Genomic DNA, 18,912 nt, shown 5'->3' with positions numbered 1-18,912 from the left:
CTTCGCACCATCGCAACAAGAGCCTGATTGCCATGACCGCTTCCGCTGCGCAAGCCTTTCTGCCTTTCGTCAAGCCGAATATTGACGCCGCTGCCATCGCCGAGGTGGGCAAGGTGCTGGCCTCGGGCTGGATCACCTCCGGCCCCAAGATGCACGCCTTCGAGGCCGCCCTGTCCGAGCTGTTCGGGGGCCGCCCCGTGCGCACCTTCGCCAATGGCTCGGCGACAATGGAAATCGCGCTGCGCGTGGCCAATATCGGCCCCGGCGACGAAGTCATCACCACCCCGATCACCTGGGTTGCCACGGCCAATGTCGTGATCACGGTGGGCGCCAAGCCCGTCTTCGTCGACATCGACCCGCGCACGCGCAATATCGATCTCGATGCCGTGGAAGCCGCCATCACGCCCCGTACCCGCGCCATCATGCCGGTCTACCTGTCGGGCCTGCCGGTGGATATGGACCGCCTCTACGCCATCGCGAAGAAGCACAACCTGCGTGTGATCGAGGATGCCGCSCAGGCCATCGACTCGCKCTGGCGCGGCCAGCGCATCGGTKCCTTCGGCGACCTSGTCWSCTTCAGCTTCCAGGCCAACAAGAACATCACCASCGKCGAAGGCGGCTGCCTGGTGMTGAACTCGCCCGAAGAAGCTGAACGTGCCGAACGCCTGCGCCTGCAAGGTGTGATCCGTACCGGCATGGACGGGATGGATGTGGAAGAGCCCGGCGGCAAATTCAACCTGACCGATGTCAACGCCGCCATCGGCCTGTCGCAACTGGCGCAACTTGACGCCATCACGGCACGCCGCGCCGAACTGGCCGAGGCGTATTACCGCTGTGCAGCCGACAGCGGCCTGGCCGAACTCGGCATCGAGCTGCCGCTGCCGCGCGACGGCGAGCTGGCCACCACCAACTGGCATATGTTCCAGGTGGTGCTGCCGGCCGAACGCATCGAAGGCGGACGCACCGCGGTGATGGAGGCCATGCGCGAGCAAGGCGTCGGCACCGGCGTGCACTATCCCGCCGTGCACCTGTTTTCTTATTACCGCTCCCTGGGCTGGCGCGAAGGCATGCTGCCGCACGCCGAGCGCATCGGACGGGGCATCGTCACGCTGCCGATGTTCCCCGCCATGCAAGCCGCCGACGTGGAGCGGGTATGCGCAACTCTTAGTGAAACATGCAAACGCCTCTTCAAATGAGCCCTGTCGAAGTCTCCGTCGTCATTCCCGTCTATAACGAGGAAGATGGCCTGCAAGCCCTGTTCGACCGGCTCTACCCGGCGATGGACGGGCTCGGCTGCAACTACGAGATCATCTTCGTCAACGACGGCAGTCGCGACCGTTCGGCACAGATCCTGGCCAGCCAGTTTCACAAGCGCCCGGACACGACGCGCGTCGTGCTGTTCAACGGCAATTTTGGCCAGCATATGGCCATCCTGGCCGGCTTTGAGCACACCCGTGGCCAGATCGTGATCACGCTGGATGCCGACCTGCAAAACCCGCCGGAGGAAATCCCGCGGCTGGTGGCAACCATGCGCGAAGGCCATGACTATGTTGGCACCATCCGCCGCGAGCGCAACGACACGGCGTTCCGCCGCATTGCGTCCCGGGCCATGAACCGGCTGCGCGAACGCATCACGCGTATCAAGATGACCGACCAGGGCTGCATGCTGCGTGCCTACGACCGCAATGTCGTCGACACCATCAATGCCTGCCGTGAGGTCAATACCTTCATCCCCGCGCTGGCCTATACCTTCTCCTCCAATCCGGTGGAGATCGTGGTCGAGCACGAGGAGCGCCACGCCGGCGAATCCAAGTATTCGCTGTTCCAGCTCATCCGGCTGAACTTCGACCTGGTAACCGGCTTCTCCATCGTGCCTCTGCAGTGGTTCTCCGCCATCGGCACCTTGCTGTCGCTGGCATCGGCGGGCCTGGTGGTGGTGCTGCTCGTTCGGCGCTTCGTGCTTGGCGCGGAAGTGCAGGGTGTGTTCACGCTGCTCGCCTTCAACTTCTTCCTGGTTGGCATCATGCTGTTCGGCATCGGCCTGCTGGGCGAGTACATCGGCCGCATCTACCAGGAAGTGCGCAACCGTCCGCGCTATCGCATCCAGGCAGTGCTGGAAGGCACGCCAGAACAGCAAAAGGCGACGGAGGTCTCGTGCGCGCAGTAGTCTTCGCTTATCACAACGTCGGCGACCGCTGCCTGCGCGTGCTGCATGCGCGTGGCGTGGAAGTGGCGCTGGTTGTCACGCACCGCGACCGCCCGGATGAGAACATCTGGTTCTGCCGCGTTGCCGATACCGCCGCCGAACTCGGCTTGCCCGTCATCTACGGCGAAGACCCGGCCGATCCGGCGCTGGCTGCCGCGGTGGCCGCGGCGCGTCCCGACGCGATCTTCTCTTTCTACTACCGCGCGATGATTCCCGCGGCAGTGCTAGCGCTGGCGCCGCAAGGCGCGTTCAATATGCACGGCTCGCTGCTGCCCAAGTATCGCGGCCRCGTGCCGGTGAACTGGGCGGTGCTGCATGGCGAGAGCGAGACCGGCGCCACGCTGCATGCGATGGAAGCCAAGCCGGATGCCGGCTTCATCGTCGACCAGACGTCAGTGCCGATCCTGCCCGACGACACCGCCGGCGAGGTCTTCGAGAAAGTGACCGTGGCCGCCGAGCAAACGCTCTGGCGCGCCCTGCCCGCCATGATGGCCGGCAACATCACGCCGCTGCCCAACCGCCTTGCCGAAGGCAGCTACTTCTCCGGGCGCAAGCCGGAGGACGGCCGCATCGACTGGCAGCAGCCGGCCGCACAGGTCTACAACCTGATCCGCGCAGTCGCACCGCCTTATCCTGGCGCCTTCACCGATGTCGGCTCGCGCCGCTTCGTGGTGGCGCAGGCGCGCCTGCCGCATTCTGGCAGCGCGGCCGGAGCAACCCAATTGCAGTCCACCAGCGCCGCCCGCCCGGGCTTGCACGTGATCGACGGGCAGATCGTCGGCGTGTGCGGCGATGGCGGCCTGATCCTTGTACGCGAACTGCTGGACGATGGCGCCCAACCCGCGCCCGTCTTGCCCGCCGCGCTTTCCACATTTCTTACCGCATTGTCCAAAGAGGAAAACCGATGAAAAAGGTCCTGATTCTTGGCGTCAACGGCTTCATCGGCCACCACCTGACGCGCCGCATTCTCGAAACCACGTCGTGGGAAGTCTACGGCATGGACATGTCCAGCGATCGCCTTGGCGACCTGATCGACCATCCGCGCATGCACTTCTTTGAAGGTGACATCACCATCAACAAGGAGTGGATCGAGTACAACATCCGCAAGTGTGACGTGGTGCTGCCGCTGGTGGCCATCGCCACGCCCGCCACCTACGTGCGCCAGCCGCTGCGCGTGTTCGAACTCGACTTCGAAGCCAACCTGCCGATCGTGCGCGCCGCCGTGAAGTACGGCAAGCACCTGGTGTTCCCGTCCACCTCCGAGGTGTACGGCATGTGCCATGACGACGAGTTCGATCCCGAGACGTCCGAGCTGATCTGCGGCCCGATCAACAAGCCGCGCTGGATCTATGCCTGCTCCAAGCAGCTGATGGACCGCGTGATCCACGCCTACGGCATGGAGCAAGGCCTGAACTACACCCTGTTCCGCCCGTTCAACTGGATCGGCGCCGGCCTGGACTCGATCTTCGAATCGAAGGAAGGCTCCTCGCGCGTGGTCACCCAGTTCCTCGGCCACATCGTGCGCGGCGAGCCGATCAAGCTGGTGGACGGCGGCGCGCAAAAGCGCGCCTTTGCCGACGTCACCGACGGCATCAGCGCACTGATGCGCATCATCGAGAACCCGAACGGCATCGCCACCGGCAAGATCTACAACATCGGCAACCCGCGCAACATCCACTCCGTGCGCGAGCTGGCCGAGATGATGCTGAAGATGGCCGGCGACTACGCCGAGTACGCGGAAGAAGCCAAGAAGACCCAGATCGTGGAAACCTCCTCGGGCGACTTCTACGGCAAGGGCTACCAGGACGTGCAGAACCGCGTGCCGAAGATCGACAACACCGTGGAAGAGCTCGGCTGGAAGCCCGAGGTCAGCATGGAAGACGCGCTGCGCGCCATCTTCGAGGCTTACCGCAGCAAGGTCATCGAGGCGCGTACCCTGGTCGATTCGGCCAACTGAGCGCACGCACCCGATGGCCCGTATCGCCCTGAAGGTCGACGTCGACACGCTGCGCGGCACCCGCGAAGGCGTGCCGGCGCTGCTCGCCATGCTGGCCCGCGTGCGGGCCGAGGCCACCTTTCTGTTCAGCCTTGGCCCCGACCATACCGGCTGGGCGCTGCGGCGCGTGTTCCGTCCCGGCTTCCTGAAGAAGGTGTCGCGTACCTCGGTGGTGTCGAACTATGGCTTGCGCACGCTGATGTACGGCGTGCTGCTGCCCGGTCCCGATATCGGCCGCAAGGGCGCGGCCGAGATGCGCGCGGCGCGCGCGGCGGGGCACGAGTGCGGCATCCACACCTGGGACCACGTCTACTGGCAGGACAACGTGCGCGAGCGCGATGCGGCCTGGACTCGGCGCCAGATGCAGAGTGCATTCGACCGCTTCGTCGAGATATTCGGCGAAGCTCCGCCCACCCATGGCGCGGCCGGTTGGCAAATGAACGATGAGGCCTTCCGCCAGATCGACGACTGGGGCATGGTGTACGCGTCCGATGGCCGCGGCACCGGTCCGTATATCCCCACGGTCGATGGTGTGGCATGCCGCCACGTGCAGATGCCGACCACGCTGCCGACGCTGGACGAACTGATCGGCGTGGGCGACCTGACGGAAGACAACGTCCACCACGCCGTGCTGCGCCTGAGCGAAGACGGGCGCGACCACGTGTTCACCCTGCACACGGAACTCGAGGGCGGCAAGCTTGCGCCGGTGTTCAACCGCCTGCTGGATGGCTGGCGCGCGCAGGGACATGAACTGGTGTCGATGGCCACGCTCTACCGGCATATCGATCGCAGCGCCCTGCCGCAACTGCCGGTGACATGGGGCGCGATCGAGGGAAGAAGCGGCGAGCTGATCCTGCAGCCGTAGGCATCTGGCCGGGACGGCATGTTGCCCGCGCCCGCCCGCATCAAAACACAGTCAGTACCATCAACGATCGTCAACGGCCGGCAGCCGGCCATTGACGATGCGTTCATGCGCGCACCGCTTACGTGCGCGTGTGCCTCGGCCTCACTTCGGCCCGTTGGCGAAGGCCCCGGCGGACCCGACAACGCTCAGCTACGGTCCCTCCCCGCCAGCCTCAGGCCGTTGAAGACCACCAGCAAGCTCGCCCCCATATCGGCGAACACCGCCATCCACATGGTGCCCAGGCCCATGACCGTGAGTGCCAGGAAAATCGCCTTGATGCCAAGCGCCAGGGCAATGTTCTGCTTCAGGATCGTCGAAGTCTGCCGCGACAGCCGGATAAAGGCGGGGATCTTGCGCAGGTCGTCATCCATCAGCGCCACGTCGGCGGTCTCGATCGCCGTATCGGTCCCGGCCGCGCCCATGGCGAAGCCGATATCGGCACGGGCCAGCGCAGGCGCATCATTGACGCCGTCACCCACCATGCCCACCACGACGCGCTTGCTACCATTGCTACCATTTCCCGGCGCCCCTTCTGCCCCCTTCACGCTCAGCGCAGCGATGGCGTCTGCCTTGTCCTGCGGCAACTGATTGCCGCGTGCCTCGTCGATCTGCACCTGCGCTGCGATCGCTTGCGCGGTATGCGGGTTGTCGCCCGACAGCATCAGCGTCTTGACACCCAGCGCGTGCAGCTCAGCCACCGCCTCGCGGCTGCTGTCCTTAACCGTGTCCGCCACGCCGAACAGCGCCTCGACGCCGTGATCCGCGCCCAGTAGCACAACCGTCTTTCCCTGCCGCTCCAGCGCTTCCAGCGTAGCCTCCAGCTCCGGCGAGCACAGCCCGCGGTCGTGGATCAGGCGATGGTTCCCCAGATAGTAGCTGCGCCCGTTCACGCTGCCGCTGACCCCGTACCCGGGCAGCGCCGCAAAGTCCTGCACTTCCAGCGGCACGATGCCGTGCGCACGCGCGGCATTGGCCACGGCCATCGACACCGGATGGTCGGACCGGGCAGCCAGGCTGGCCGCCATCAGGCGCGCCGCATCGCTCGCCGCCGCACCTGCCGCGGCGGTTGCGCCCAGGGGCTGGAAATCGGTCTGGACCGGCTTGCCGTGGGTGATGGTGCCGGTCTTGTCCAGCGCCAGCCATTTCAGATCCTTGCCCTGCTCCAGGTAGACGCCCCCCTTGATCAGGATGCCGCGCCGCGCCGCGGCCGCAAGGCCGCTCACGATCGTTACCGGCGTGGAGATCACCAGCGCGCACGGGCAGGCAATCACCAGCAGCACCAGCGCCTTGTAGATCCATGCGCTCCAGCCGCCATCCATCACCAGCGGCGGCACCACGGCCACCAACACCGCGCCAAGGAACACCAGCGGCGTGTAGATGCGGGCAAAACGGTCGACAAAGCGCTGCGTGGGCGCGCGGCTGCCCTGCGCCGCCTCTACCGCGTGGATGATGCGCGCCAGCGTGGAGCCGCTGGCCGGCGCGGTGACTTCGTACTCCAGTTCGCCAGCCTGGTTGATGGTGCCGGCGAAAAGCGCATCGCCGACGGTCTTGTCGACCGGCACGCTCTCGCCAGTGATCGGCGCCTGGTCCAGTGTGGACTGGCCACGCAACACCCGCCCGTCGAGCGCTACACGTTCGCCGGGGCGCAGGCGCACCAAGGCGCCGATGGCCACCGCGCTAGCCTCCACCGGCAGCCAGCTGCCGTCCGGCTGCCGCACCGTGGCCTGCTCCGGCGCCATTGCCATCAGGCCGCGCACGGCGTTGCGGGCACGGTCCAGCGACGCCGCTTCGATGCGCTCGGCCAGCGCGAACAACACCATCACCATGGCCGCTTCCGGCCACTGCCGGATCAGCATGGCGCCGGTGACAGCGATGCTCATCAATGCGTTGATGTTCAGGTTGCCATTGGACAGCGCAATCCAGCCCTTCTTGTAGACGCCCAGCCCGGCTATTGCCACAGCCGCCAACGCCAGCAGGGGCGCAAGCCATTCCTGCCCGGGCACTTGCAGCCACTGCACAGCCTCCGCGCCGAGCGCGGCCACGCCGGCGAGTGCCAGCGGCCACCATGGCTTGGCGGCTTGCGGCGGCAGCGCCGCGGCCTGCTCCGATAACGGCTCGGCCTTCATGCCGAGGCTCTCGATGGCCCGCACCACCGGCTCCAGGGAGTCCAGCGTATGGTGCACCGTCAGCACGCGCTGCATCAGGTTGAACTGCAGCGCGGCCACGCCGGCCATGCTGCCCAGCTTGTTGCGGATCAGGGTCTCTTCCGTGGGGCAGTCCATCGCGTCGATGCGATAGCTGGCCGCGGCGGCGCCGGCAGGAACGGCTACGGCAATCGGCGGCGCCACGCTGGCGCTGCCGCAGCAAGCCGCGCCGCCCGCCTGAGCATGCTGGTGGCCATGGTCGTGGTCATGGCCGTGCTGGTGACCATGATCGTGGCCATGGTTGTGCTGGTGTGCGTGATCGTGCTTATGCGCGTGTTCGTGTGGATCAGAATGCCCATGACCGCAGCACGATGGGTCACGGAGCGAAGCTTGGTCTGGCGTTGCGCTAGGCATGGCGGTTTTCCCTGCTTGTTTTTGCTTACCGCCCATTTAAGACCCTGAAGCGACTACAGGGTCAAGTGCTGTCTGCACATCGGTCGATACGAGCGCCCGAGGTCACATTTGCGCCACGGTTTAAGCCACAGTCGCGCAAGGGCCATGCTTGCTGCCTATATAATCCGCCGCATGCGCCGTTTCCTGATCCTGCTTTTCGCCATCATGCTGCCCCTCCAGTTCGCCTGGGCCGGGGCTGCGGCGTATTGCAATCACGAAAGCACGCAGCAGGGCAACGGCACCGCCACAGCCAGCGCCAGCTGGCATTTCGGCCACCATAGCCACGCCCATCAGGGCAAGCTCAGCCAGCACGGCACCAATGGCGGCAACGACAGCAAGAGCAGCAAGGACAACATCAAGCGGCCCGACCTGGACTGCGCCGTGTGCCACTTTGCCAGCGCCCAGCTGGTCTTGCCGGACGTGGCCACGAGCGCCTCGCACCACGGCGTGGCCATCAGCTACCGGGCGCTAGCCGCGTCCTACCTGTCGGCGCCCGGCACCACCCCCGACCGCCCGCAGTGGCCGCTCGCCGCCTAAACGGCGAGACGACTCCCTTTACCTCCAGACTCTCGTCTCGCCGAACTTCCCTGGCTTTTTTCCGGTGAAATTCGATGAGAACACTTGTGATGCCGCTCGGGCTGGCGGCAGCTTTGCTCAGCCCGGCCGCGTTCGCCCAGAACGCGGCGACGACCCCATTGCCCGCCGCGCAAGCGGCGCAACAGATCCCCGAGCCCGCCGGCACGCTCACGCTGGACGATGCGCTCGCCCTCGCGGCCGGACGCAACTTCACGCTCTCGGCCGCCGGCCATGAGCTCGATGCCGCCGAGGGCGGCATCATGCAGGCCCGCACCATCCCCAACCCGGAAGTCGCGGTGCTCTTCGAGGACAACCGCCGCGATACCCGCACCACCACGGCCCAGGTCAACCTGCCGATCGAGCTCGGCGGCAAGCGCGCCGCGCGCATCGGCGCCGCGCAGAAGGCACGCGAACTGGCCCAATCGCAACTGGGCGCAACGCGCACCGACCTGCGCGCGGCCGTGGTTGGCGGCTTCTTCTCGGTGGTCATCGCGCAGGAGCGCGTCAAGCTGGCGCGAGGCTCGGCCGAGATCGCCGCCAAGGGCGCACAGGCGGCAATCCGCCGCGTAGCCGCCGGCAAGATCGCGCCGCTCGAAGAGAGCAAGGCACGCGTGGAGCAGGCCAATGCGGAACTCGAGGTCGCCGACGCCGAGGCGGCACTCGCGATGGCACGCCAGTCGCTGGCCGGCCTTTGGGGCAGCAGCGAAGCCCACTTCCAGGTAGCCGCCGGCAACCTGGACACCCTGCCCGCGCGGCCCGACGGCGCCAGCCTCGCCCAAGCGCTGGACAGCGCGCCGGAACTGGCAAGCCAGCGGCTGGAACTGGAACGCAGACAGGCCATCATCGGCGTGGAGCGCAGCCGCCAGTACCCCGACCTGACCGTCAGCCTGGGCAGCAAGCGCGACAACGGCTCGGACCGCGGCACCATGCCCGTGCTGGGCGTGTCGCTGCCGCTGCCGCTGTTCGACCGCAACCAGGGCAATCTCTACGCCGCGCTGCGCCAGGCCGACAAAGCAGCCGACGACTACCGCGCCACGCAGGTGCGCCTCGCCAATGCGCTGCAGCAAGCCACGCGCCAACTGAGCGTATCGCGGACCTCGGCCGACTCGCTCAAGGGCACCGTGCTACCGGCTGCCCAGCAGGCCTATGAGGCCGCTACGCGCGGCTTCGAAGCCGGCAAATTCAACTTCCTCGACGTGCTCGATGCGCAGCGCACCTGGTTCCAGGCGCGCATCCGCTATCTCGGCGTGGTCGCCAATGCCTATCAGGCAGCCACCACCATCGACCGCATTCTTGGCCGCTAGCACCAAAGGAATTCCATCATGGCAATCAGCAACAAGCAGAAAACGAGCATCGCCATCATCCTGGCGGGCGGCGCCATCGCAGCCGCGGGACTGATCTTCGCCGGGCGCGGCAGCGCCGACGCCACGACCGAGGCCGGCCACGCAGCAGGCGCGCATAGCGAAGACGCGGCCCACGGCGACGGCGAGCATCACGGYGGCCCGGCCAGCGCGGCGCACGGCGACGCCGCCCGGCACACCGACGGGGAGCACCACGAAACGCAAGAAAAGGAAGGCCACATCGAGATGACCCCGGCGCAGGCCCAGGCGGCCGGGCTCACGCTGCGCACGGCAGGACCAGCGCACATCGAGGGCACGGCATCCTTCCCCGGCGAGATCCGCTTCAACGAGGACCGCACGGCCCACGTGGTGCCGCGCGTAGCCGGCGTGGTGGAAGGCGTGTCCGCCAACCTGGGGCAACAGGTGAAGAAAGGCGATTTGCTGGCGGTGCTGGCCAGTACCGCGCTGTCCGACCAGCGCAGCGAACTGCTGGCCGCGCAAAAGCGCCTGGAGCTGGCCGAATCCACCTTCCAGCGCGAGAAGAAGCTGTGGGAGGACAAGATCTCCGCCGAGCAGGACTACCTGGCCGCGCGCACCGCGCTGCAGGAAGCCCGCATCGCCACGCAAAACGCCACGCAGAAGCTGACCGCCATCGGCGCCAGCGGCAACGCAGGCAGCGCCAAGTCGCTCAACCGTTTCGAGCTGCGCGCGCCCTTCGACGGCACCGTGGTCGAGAAGCACCTGGCGCTGGGCGAAGCCGTGGCGGCCGACGCCAACGTGTTCGTCATCTCCGACCTCAGCTCGGTATGGGCCGAGTTCATGATCGCGCCCAAGGACCTGGATCGCGTGCGGGTTGGCGAGAAGGTGAAGATCGCCTCCACCGCCTTCGACGGCAAGGCCGAAGGCACGGTCTCGTATGTCGGCTCGCTGCTGGGCCAGCAAACGCGCACCGCCACCGCCCGCGTCACGCTGCCCAACCCCAAGACGGCCTGGCGTCCCGGCCTGTTCGTCACCGTGGGCGTGACCGACTCCAGCGCCGAGGTGCCAGTGGCGATCGAGGCCGAAGCCCTGCAAAGCAACGGCGATCAGCAGGTGGTATTCGCTGTCGTTCCAGGCGGCTTCCAGGCGCAGCCGGTCAAGACCGGCCGCAGCGACGGCAAGCTGGTGGAGATCACCGAAGGCCTGAAAGCCGGCACGCAATACGTGGCAGGCAACAGCTTCGTGATCAAGGCCGAGCTTGGCAAGGCCGGCGCCGAACATAGCCACTAAGCGGAGAATCCCTCATGTTTGAAAGACTGATCCGCTTTGCCATCGTGCAGCGGTGGCTGGTGCTGCTGGCGGTGGTTGCCATGGCGGCACTCGGCATCTACAACTACAGCCGGCTGCCCATCGACGCCGTCCCCGACATCACCAACGTGCAGGTGCAGGTCAACACCTCCGCGCCAGGCTATTCGCCGCTGGAAACCGAGCAGCGCGTCACCTACCCGATCGAGACCGCGATGTCCGGCCTGCCGGGCCTGGAGCAAACCCGCTCGCTGTCGCGCTACGGCTTGTCGCAGGTGACGGTGATCTTCAAGGACGGCACCGATATCTACTTCGCGCGCCAGCTGGTCAACCAGCGCATCCAGGAAGCCGCGCAGAACCTGCCCACAGGCGTTGCGCCACAGATGGGCCCGATCTCCACCGGGCTCGGCGAGATCTACCTGTGGACGGTGGAAGCCGAGGACGGCGCCAGGAAAGCCGATGGCACGCCCTACACGCCCACCGACCTGCGCGAGATCCAGGACTGGGTCATCAAGCCGCAGCTGCGCACGGTGCCCGGCGTCACCGAGATCAACTCCATCGGCGGCTTCGCCAAGGAGTACCTGGTGGCGCCCAGCCCGGAACGGATGGCCTCCTACGGCCTGAGCCTGCAGGACGTGGTGGTGGCGCTGGAGAAGAACAACGCCAACGTGGGCGCCGGCTATATCGAGCGGCGCGGCGAGCAATACCTGGTGCGCGCGCCGGGGCAGGTCAGGTCCGTCGACGATATCCGCGAGATCATCGTGGGCAGCGCGCAGGGCCAGCCCATCCGCATCCGCGACCTGGCAGACGTGGGCATCGGTCGCGAACTGCGCACCGGCGCGGCCACCGACAACGGGCGCGAAGTGGTGCTGGGCACCGTCTTCATGCTGATCGGCGAGAACAGCCGTGCCGTGTCGCAAGCGGTGGACCAGCGCATGGCCGCCATCAATCGCTCGCTGCCGGCCGGCGTCAAGGCTGTCACCGTGTACGACCGCACCGTGCTGGTGGACCGCGCCATCGCCACCGTCAAGAAGAACCTGGTCGAGGGCGCGATCCTGGTGATCGTGATCCTCTTCCTGTTCCTCGGCAACCTGCGCGCCGCCATCATCACCGCGCTGGTCATCCCGCTGTCCATGCTGTTTACGTTCACCGGCATGGTGACCTACAAGATCAGCGCCAACCTGATGAGCCTGGGCGCGCTGGACTTCGGCATCATCATCGACGGCGCCGTGGTGATCGTGGAGAACTGCGTGCGGCGCCTCGCCCATGCCCAGCAACAGCACGGCCGCCCGCTCACCCGCAGCGAGCGCTTCCACGAGGTCTTTGCGGCCTCGCGGGAAGCACGCCGCCCGCTGATCTTCGGCCAGCTCATCATCATGATCGTGTACATCCCCATCTTTGCGCTGACCGGCGTGGAGGGCAAGATGTTCCACCCCATGGCGATGACGGTGGTGCTGGCGCTGATCGGCGCAATGATCCTGTCGGTTACCTTCGTGCCGGCGGCCGTGGCGCTGTTTATCGGCGACAAGGTCGCCGAGAAGGAAAACCGCCTGTTGCTGTGGGCCAAGCGCGCCTACGCGCCCATGCTCGGCAAGACCATCGCCAACACCCCGGTGGTGCTGACCCTTGCCGCCGTGGCGGTGCTGTTGAGCGGCCTGGTGGCGACGCGGCTGGGCAGCGAGTTCATCCCCAACCTGAACGAAGGGGATTTCGCCGTGCAGGCGCTGCGCATTCCCGGCACCAGCCTCACCCAGTCGCTCGCCATGCAGCAGCAGATCGAGACGCGCCTCAAGGAGAAATTCCCCGAAATCGAGCGCGTCTTCGCCCGCACCGGCACTGCCGAGATCGCCTCGGACCCGATGCCGCCCAACGCCTCGGATGGCTACATCATGCTCAGGCCGCGGGCAAAGTGGCCCAATCCATCCAAGACGCGCGAGCAGCTGCTGGCGGAGATGGAGGCCGAACTGGCAACCATCCCCGGCAACAAGTACGAGTTCTCGCAGCCGATCCAGCTGCGCTTCAACGAGCTGATCTCCGGGGTGCGCAGCGACGTGGCCGTGAAGATCTTCGGTGACGACAACGCCGTGCTGGAGGACACCGCGCAAAAGGTCGCCACCGTGCTGCGGGCCGTGCCCGGCGCAACCGAGGTCAAGGTCGAGCAGACCAGCGGCCTGCCAATGCTGACGGTGGACGTGGACCGCGCCCGCGCGGCCCGCTACGGCCTCAACATGATCGACGTGCAGGACACCGTGGCCATTGCCGTGGGCGGCAGGGACGCCGGCATCTTCTTCCAGGGCGACCGCCGCTTCAATATCGGCGTACGCCTGCCGGAAGGCATCCGTACCGATGTGGAGGCGCTGCGCCGGCTGCCGATTCCCTTGCCCAAGGGAAGTACGGCAGCCGCCAGCTATATCCCGCTGGGCGAAGTGGCCACGCTCACGCTGGCCCCGGGCCCCAACCAGGTCTCGCGCGAGAACGGCAAGCGCCGCATCGTGGTCAGCGCCAATGTGCGCGGGCGCGACGTGGGTACCTTCGTGCCCGAGGCGATGGCGTCGCTGGATCGTCAGGTCAAGGTCCCGGCGGGCTATTGGGTCACCTGGGGTGGCACCTTCGAGCAGTTGCAATCGGCCGCCACGCGGCTGCAGATCGTGGTGCCCGTGGCGCTGCTGATGGTGTTCGTGCTGCTGTTTGCCATGTTCGGCAATGTGCGCGATGGCCTGCTGGTCTTTACCGGCATCCCCTTTGCGCTCACTGGCGGCATCCTGGCGCTGTGGCTGCGGGGCATTCCGCTGTCGATCTCGGCGGCGGTGGGCTTTATCGCTTTGTCCGGCGTGGCGGTGCTCAACGGACTGGTGATGCTGTCCTTCATCCGCAGCCTGCGCGAAGAAGGCAAGCCGCTCGATGAAGCCATCCATACCGGCGCGCTGACCCGGCTGCGTCCCGTGCTGATGACCGCGCTGGTGGCATCGCTAGGCTTTATCCCGATGGCGATTGCCACCGGGACTGGGGCCGAGGTACAGCGTCCGCTGGCCACGGTGGTGATCGGTGGCATCCTGTCTTCCACCGCGCTGACCTTGCTGGTGCTGCCGGTGCTGTACCGGCTGGCGCATCGGCGCGACAAGGATGAAGCTAGCGTGGAAGATGACGCAGGCAACGCACGCCTGGCTGGCGGCTTGCCGGTGCCACCGGCATTGCCCAACGGCTAACCCTGGCGGCAGCAGGAGCGGCACGCCGCTCCTGCCATCAAGTACCGCTGCGCCATGGCATGGCGACGCGTTCACATGCGTGGCAATGCGTGGCAGCAAGCGGGCTCTTAACGTCTACCCGCCGGGTCTGCCGCGGACCCGGCATATTGCATCGGAAACTTCAGCTCCGCCACCGTCTCACCGGGCCGGCTGCGCATGCTCACACTGCCTCCATGCAGCCGCATGATCGTATCCACGATGGCCAGCCCAAGCCCGGTCGAACCCGCCGAATTGCTGCGCGCGGGATCGCCTCGGTAAAAACGCCCGAACACATGCGGCAGCGCCTCGGCGGCAATGCCGGTGCCCCCGTTGCTCACCTGGATCCGGGTAGCTGCGGTGTCCGCCGCTACCCGGATGTCCACGGCGCTGCCCGCGGGCGCGTGCCGCAAGGCGTTGTCGACTAGGTTGGTCACTGCGCGGCGCAGCAGCGTCTGGTCAGCGCGCACGGCGCCCTGGCCCGCAAGTTGTACCTTGATGTCGCGGTCCGCCGCCACGGCTTCGTAGTACTCGGCAACCTTGTCCAGCTCCGCGCGCGCGTCCAGCTCTCGCACCTTCATGGCCACCTGGGCATGATCCGCGCGCGCAAGGAACAGCATGTTCTCGATCATGCGGGCCAGCCGCTCGTATTCTTCGAGGTTGGATTCCAGCAGGTTCTCGTACTCCTGCACCGGGCGGCTATGGCCCAGCGTGACCTGGGTCTGGCCGATCAGGTTGCTGATGGGCGTACGAAAATCGTGCGCCAGGTCGGCAGAGAATTCGGAGAGCCGATGGAAGCCGTCTTCCAGACGTGCCAGCATGTCGTTCAGCGCGGCGACAAGCGCGCGCAGCTCGGTGGGCGCCTGGCCGGCATCGAGCCGCGTGGCGAGCCGGCTCATGGTGACGGCGGATGCGTCCTGCGCCATGCGCCTGAGCGGGCGCAGGCCGCGCCTGGCCAGCAGGTATCCCAGCCCCGCCGCGACCGCCGCGCCGCATAGCGTTGCCCACAGCATCTGCGTCTGGTAGGCCTTCATCAGCGCCACGCGGTACCCGGCATCACGCAGCACCACGATCTCGACCGCGCGCTCGGAATCCCCCAACTGCCCCAGCGCGGAGATGCCGCGCGAGGCGACGCCATTGCGGGGATACCAGGTATGCAGCTGGGATTTGTCGGGCGGTGTGGCTGCGGGCAGCACCGGCAATGCCGGCACTGGCTCATGGCGTGGGTTCAGGGTGACCAGCGGCTCGCCGCCGCTGCCGCGCACCAGCAGGATCAATCCTTCATGGCCCAGCGCGAGATCGGCGAAGCGATGTGTGTCGGCACGGATCTCCGCCTCCGAGCCCACCTCGCGCAGCAGATGGCGCACCAGCAGCACTTCGCTGACCAGCTCGCTTTCGTCGCGATCCTGCAACTGGGCGGCAAGGGCGCTTGCCAGGTAGGTGCCAACGGCCACCAGGATGGCCACGGTGGCGGCGCCATAGGCCAGCGCCAGCCGTGCCGTGAGCGATGCCGGCAGGCGGAGTACGGCGCGGATCAAGCGGCGGCCCCTGACATGGACCGGCTCACCGGGCTTCCTCTTCCAGCACGTAGCCCATGCCGCGGCGCGTGTGGATCAGCTTGGCGGGAAAGGGGTCGTCGACCTTGGCACGCAGCCGGCGGATGGAGACATCGACCACATTGGTGTTGCTGTCGAAATTCATGTCCCAGACGTGGGAGGCAATCAGCGAGCGCGACAGCACTTCGCCGCTGCGGCGCGCCAGCAGCTGCAGCAGCGCGAACTCCTTGGAGGTCAGTTCCAGCTTCTGGCCGTCGCGCGTGACGCGGCGCTTGACGGTATCGATCTGCAGGTCCGCCACTTCGATCAGCTCGCTTTCACGCAGCGGGCCACGCCGCAGAATGGTACGGATGCGCATGACCAGCTCGGCGAAGGCGAAGGGCTTGACCATGTAGTCATCGGCGCCCAGCTCCAGGCCCTTGAGCCGGTCGGAAAGCGCATCGCGCGCGGTGAGGAACAGGACCGGCGTATCGCGCTCGCGCCGCAGTTCCTGGAGCACCTGCCAGCCATCCATGCCCGGCAGCATGACATCCAGCACGATGAGGTCGTACTCCTGCCCGCGTGCGTGGGCGAGGCCGTCCACGCCGTCACGCGCCAGGTCCACCACGAAACCGGATTCGCTCAGGCCCTTGCGCAGGTAGTCGCCTGCCTTGGGTTCGTCTTCGACAATCAATATGCGCATAGTTATTCACTCCGGGCCATCCACTGGCCCTGCAAGACCGACACGCTATATGAGCAAGCCCCGCCGCGGCGGAAGATGTCAGCATTGTCATGTTGGCGTCACGCTACCGCACCTTTCGATGCAGGTACAATATCGGCTGCTGATTCCCCTACCCCGATGAAACGCGTCCTTAGCTACTTCCTGTTATGCCTTGCCATGATCGCGCTGCCCGCACAGGGTGTCGCGGCGGCAGTCATGATGGTCTGCAGCGCGGCGCAATCCGTGCATTCGGGGCATTCGGGGCAGGTGCCATCCGTCGTGCTGCCGGCCGATTCGCCAGCCGTGGAATCGATGATGTTACGCCATGCGGCCATGAAATCGCAGGCGGAAGCCGCGCTTGGCAGCCATGCCGGCGCGCATTGCCACGACGCGGCGGACACGGCCCAGCAGCAGGACGGGATGGCCAGTCTGTCTGGCATGACTGGTATGACTCACCCGCCAGCCCATCATGACCTTCAAGACCATCAGGATCACCACGCCAGCCATGGCGCCGGTGGCGCCTGCAGCGCCTGCTCGGCCTGCGCGCTCGGGGCCATCATGCCCACCATCCTGCCTGAACTCGCCCTGGCCAGCCATGGGCACGCCGCACCGGTAGCCGCCCTGGCCGCCTACACCGGCTTCCTCCCCGCCCCCTCCGACCGCCCGCCCGCCGCACGCCGCTGACACCCGAGGTGCGTCCAGCGCACGCTCGCCCCCCGTTCGTCTTACCCCGCGCGGTCATTCGCGCATCCCACGAACACTGAGGTTGTCATGCATTTCGTCCGCATTCTTGCGGCGGCTTGCCTGGTGCTCGGGCCGACCTTGTCGTCGGCCCAGTCCAGCGCACCCGCCGCCGATCCACTCGATCCGCGCGCATCCGTGCCGCCGCTGCCGGCACCGAACGTGCTGGCGGGCTACGTGCCGTTCCAGGCGCAAGCCATCGCCCCGTGGCGCGAGTCCAACGCGCAGGTCACGCCGATGGCGGGCAAGGACACAACGGGCGCCAATGCGCCCATGTCCATGCCCGCGTCGACACCAGCGGCCAAGCCCGCTGCCGCCGGCCACGGCCACCACCACTAAGGAGGCCACATGTCGTTCCCATTGCCAATCCGGCCGGGACTGGCCGCGGCGGCCTGTGCCCTGCTGCTGGCCGGCTGCGCCGGATTTACCGCCGACGGTGGCTTCGGCACCGCGGCCACCGCCGCGCGCGAGCGCCTCGGCAAGGAGGCTATCTGGGTCCGCTCCGACCAGGACCGCGCCGCTGTCTACGAGCGCACCCAGGCCTTGCTGGCGCAGCCGCTCGACGCCGACAGCGCCGTGCAGATCGCGCTGCTCAACAACGCCGGCCTGCAGGCGACCTTTGCCGACCTGGGCATTTCCGAGGCCGAGTACGTCCAGGCAACGCGCCTGCCCAACCCGGGATTCTCCTTCAGCCGCACGCGCCAGGGCGACGACCTCAAGATCGACCGCGCCATCTCCGTCGGCCTGATGAACCTGCTGGTGCTTCCGCTGGCGGCCCGCATCGAGCAGGATCGCTTTACCCAAACCCGGCTCGCCGTGGCCGACACCTTGCTGCGCCAGGCGCTGGAAACGCGCAAGGCCTTCGTCAACGCGGTGGCCGCGGAGCAATCGGCGCGCTATGCGGAGCAGGTCAAGAACGCCGCCGAAACAGGCGCGCTGTTTGCCCGCGACCTGGCGCGCGCAGGTAACGTCAGCGCGCTCGATCACGCGCGCGAGCAGGCCTTTTACGCCGAGGCCGCGACCCAGCTGGCCCGCACCCGGCAGCAGGCACTGGCCGCGCGCGAGCAGCTCACGCGCCGGCTTGGCCTGTGGGGCACCGGCGCGCAATACCGGCTCCCCGAACGCCTGCCGGACTTGCCGAAGGGGCGTCCCGCCATGGCGGACCTGGAGGGCTATGCCATTGCCAGCCGCCTCGATCTGCAAGCCGGCAAGCTGCAACTGGATAGCCTGGCGCGCTCACTTGGCCTGACCCGCGCTACGCGCTTTATCAGCGTGCTGGATGTGAGCTACCTGCACAACTCGGAAACCGGCAAGCCGCGCGAGACCGGCTACGGCATCGATATCGAGATCCCGCTGTTTGACTGGGGCGGCGCCCGCGTGGCGCGTGCCGAGGCGGTCTACATGCAGGCCGCCAGCCGGCTTGCCGAACGTGCCATCAATGCCCGCTCGGAAGTGCGCGAGACCTACGCCGGCTACCAGGCGCGCTACGACATCGCCCGGCATTACCGCGACGAGGTAGTGCCGCTGCGCAAGCGCATCTCCGACGAAGGCATGCTGCGCTACAACGGCATGCTGGTCAGCGTGTTCGAGCTGCTGGCCGACGCGCGCGAGCAGGTCGGCGCCGTCAACGGCTATCTCGATGCGCTGCGCGAGTACTGGGTGGCCGAAACCGAGCTGCAAGGCGCGCTCGGCGGACGGCTGCCGGACGGCAGCGCATTGCCTCCGCCTGCATCCCCCACCGCGGCCTCGCCGGCCTCGCCGGCCTCGCCCGCCACGCCCAAAGGACAATGA

General features: G+C 67.0%; 15 protein-coding genes. 12 read left to right on the top strand and 3 right to left on the bottom strand.

The window, feature by feature from the left end; genetic code table 11:
* Positions 1-32 precede the first annotated feature (32 nt).
* The 5 genes from AC1DQR_RS15980 to AC1DQR_RS15960 are packed head-to-tail and all read left to right on the top strand — an operon-like array spanning position 33 to position 5,067.
* Positions 33-1,196 carry a DegT/DnrJ/EryC1/StrS family aminotransferase gene (locus tag AC1DQR_RS15980; RefSeq protein ID WP_477133333.1) on the top strand — a complete coding sequence of 388 codons (1,164 nt, stop codon included), beginning with the start codon at positions 33-35 and terminating at the stop codon, positions 1,194-1,196.
* Positions 1,175-2,167 carry a glycosyltransferase gene (locus tag AC1DQR_RS15975; RefSeq protein WP_477133332.1) on the top strand — a complete coding sequence of 331 codons (993 nt, stop codon included), beginning with the start codon at positions 1,175-1,177 and terminating at the stop codon, positions 2,165-2,167. Before AC1DQR_RS15980 ends, AC1DQR_RS15975 begins: the two co-directional genes overlap by 22 nt.
* Positions 2,155-3,114, top strand: coding sequence for a formyltransferase (locus tag AC1DQR_RS15970; protein ID WP_477133331.1), 960 nt, complete (start codon positions 2,155-2,157; stop codon positions 3,112-3,114). Before AC1DQR_RS15975 ends, AC1DQR_RS15970 begins: the two co-directional genes overlap by 13 nt.
* A complete protein-coding gene (locus AC1DQR_RS15965) occupies positions 3,111-4,163 on the top strand; it encodes a bifunctional UDP-4-keto-pentose/UDP-xylose synthase (RefSeq protein WP_052495092.1) in 1,053 nt (350 codons plus the stop codon). The genes AC1DQR_RS15970 and AC1DQR_RS15965 overlap by 4 nt, the downstream gene beginning before the upstream one ends.
* 13 nt (positions 4,164-4,176) lie before the next feature.
* On the top strand, positions 4,177-5,067 hold the full coding sequence (locus AC1DQR_RS15960; RefSeq protein WP_477133330.1) for a polysaccharide deacetylase family protein: 891 nt from the start codon (positions 4,177-4,179) through the stop codon (positions 5,065-5,067).
* 185 nt (positions 5,068-5,252) lie between these two features.
* Here AC1DQR_RS15960 and AC1DQR_RS15955 read toward each other — a convergent pair whose 3' ends face one another.
* Complete coding sequence (locus AC1DQR_RS15955) at positions 5,253-7,664, bottom strand: heavy metal translocating P-type ATPase (RefSeq protein WP_477133329.1); 2,412 nt, start codon at positions 7,662-7,664, stop codon at positions 5,253-5,255.
* Between the two features lie 144 nt (positions 7,665-7,808).
* Here AC1DQR_RS15955 and czcI point away from each other — a divergent pair, with 144 nt between their 5' ends.
* The 4 genes from czcI to AC1DQR_RS15935 all read left to right on the top strand — a co-directional run bounded on the left by czcI (position 7,809) and on the right by AC1DQR_RS15935 (position 14,109).
* Complete coding sequence (czcI, locus tag AC1DQR_RS15950; RefSeq protein WP_477133328.1) at positions 7,809-8,240, top strand: cation efflux protein, CzcI family; 432 nt, start codon at positions 7,809-7,811, stop codon at positions 8,238-8,240.
* Between the two features lie 74 nt (positions 8,241-8,314).
* Complete coding sequence (locus AC1DQR_RS15945) at positions 8,315-9,583, top strand: TolC family protein (RefSeq protein ID WP_416052823.1); 1,269 nt, start codon at positions 8,315-8,317, stop codon at positions 9,581-9,583.
* 18 nt (positions 9,584-9,601) lie between these two features.
* On the top strand, positions 9,602-10,888 hold the full coding sequence (locus tag AC1DQR_RS15940; protein ID WP_477133327.1) for an efflux RND transporter periplasmic adaptor subunit: 1,287 nt from the start codon (positions 9,602-9,604) through the stop codon (positions 10,886-10,888).
* A 14-nt stretch (positions 10,889-10,902) separates the two neighbouring features.
* Complete coding sequence (locus AC1DQR_RS15935) at positions 10,903-14,109, top strand: CusA/CzcA family heavy metal efflux RND transporter (RefSeq protein WP_416052824.1); 3,207 nt, start codon at positions 10,903-10,905, stop codon at positions 14,107-14,109.
* A 107-nt stretch (positions 14,110-14,216) separates the two neighbouring features.
* On the opposite strand, the gene AC1DQR_RS15930 is transcribed toward AC1DQR_RS15935, so the two are convergent.
* Positions 14,217-15,662, bottom strand: a complete 1,446-nt coding sequence (locus AC1DQR_RS15930) for a heavy metal sensor histidine kinase (RefSeq protein ID WP_477133326.1) — start codon at positions 15,660-15,662, stop codon at positions 14,217-14,219.
* Positions 15,663-15,687: 25 nt separating this feature from the next.
* Positions 15,688-16,362 carry a heavy metal response regulator transcription factor gene (locus AC1DQR_RS15925; protein ID WP_174427535.1) on the bottom strand — a complete coding sequence of 225 codons (675 nt, stop codon included), beginning with the start codon at positions 16,360-16,362 and terminating at the stop codon, positions 15,688-15,690.
* Between the two features lie 156 nt (positions 16,363-16,518).
* Between AC1DQR_RS15925 and AC1DQR_RS15920 the strand changes: the two genes are divergently transcribed.
* From AC1DQR_RS15920 to AC1DQR_RS15910, 3 genes are all read left to right on the top strand, one after another.
* A complete protein-coding gene (locus tag AC1DQR_RS15920; RefSeq protein ID WP_416052826.1) occupies positions 16,519-17,064 on the top strand; it encodes a hypothetical protein in 546 nt (181 codons plus the stop codon).
* Between the two features lie 87 nt (positions 17,065-17,151).
* Positions 17,152-17,460: a hypothetical protein gene (locus tag AC1DQR_RS15915; protein WP_477133325.1), complete on the top strand. Its 309-nt coding sequence runs from the start codon at positions 17,152-17,154 to the stop codon at positions 17,458-17,460.
* Positions 17,461-17,469: 9 nt separating this feature from the next.
* Positions 17,470-18,912: a TolC family protein gene (locus AC1DQR_RS15910; protein WP_477133324.1), complete on the top strand. Its 1,443-nt coding sequence runs from the start codon at positions 17,470-17,472 to the stop codon at positions 18,910-18,912.

The sequence above is a fragment of the Cupriavidus sp. 05L411 genome (genome assembly GCF_056398045.1).
This window is presented reverse-complemented; position numbering and strand designations above follow the sequence as displayed.

Bases quoted from the DNA above. Each gene is read 5' to 3' on its own strand.
- AC1DQR_RS15975 (WP_477133332.1), top strand. From the start codon at position 1,175: ATGCAAACGCCTCTTCAAATGAGCCCTGTCGAAGTCTCCGTCGTCATT.
- AC1DQR_RS15965 (WP_052495092.1), top strand. From the start codon at position 3,111: ATGAAAAAGGTCCTGATTCTTGGCGTCAACGGCTTCATCGGCCACCAC.
- AC1DQR_RS15960 (WP_477133330.1), top strand. From the start codon at position 4,177: ATGGCCCGTATCGCCCTGAAGGTCGACGTCGACACGCTGCGCGGCACC.
- AC1DQR_RS15955 (WP_477133329.1), bottom strand. From the start codon at position 7,664: ATGCCTAGCGCAACGCCAGACCAAGCTTCGCTCCGTGACCCATCGTGC.
- czcI (WP_477133328.1), top strand. From the start codon at position 7,809: ATGCTTGCTGCCTATATAATCCGCCGCATGCGCCGTTTCCTGATCCTG.
- AC1DQR_RS15945 (WP_416052823.1), top strand. From the start codon at position 8,315: ATGAGAACACTTGTGATGCCGCTCGGGCTGGCGGCAGCTTTGCTCAGC.
- AC1DQR_RS15935 (WP_416052824.1), top strand. From the start codon at position 10,903: ATGTTTGAAAGACTGATCCGCTTTGCCATCGTGCAGCGGTGGCTGGTG.
- AC1DQR_RS15925 (WP_174427535.1), bottom strand. From the start codon at position 16,362: ATGCGCATATTGATTGTCGAAGACGAACCCAAGGCAGGCGACTACCTG.
- AC1DQR_RS15920 (WP_416052826.1), top strand. From the start codon at position 16,519: ATGAAACGCGTCCTTAGCTACTTCCTGTTATGCCTTGCCATGATCGCG.
- AC1DQR_RS15915 (WP_477133325.1), top strand. From the start codon at position 17,152: ATGCATTTCGTCCGCATTCTTGCGGCGGCTTGCCTGGTGCTCGGGCCG.
- AC1DQR_RS15910 (WP_477133324.1), top strand. From the start codon at position 17,470: ATGTCGTTCCCATTGCCAATCCGGCCGGGACTGGCCGCGGCGGCCTGT.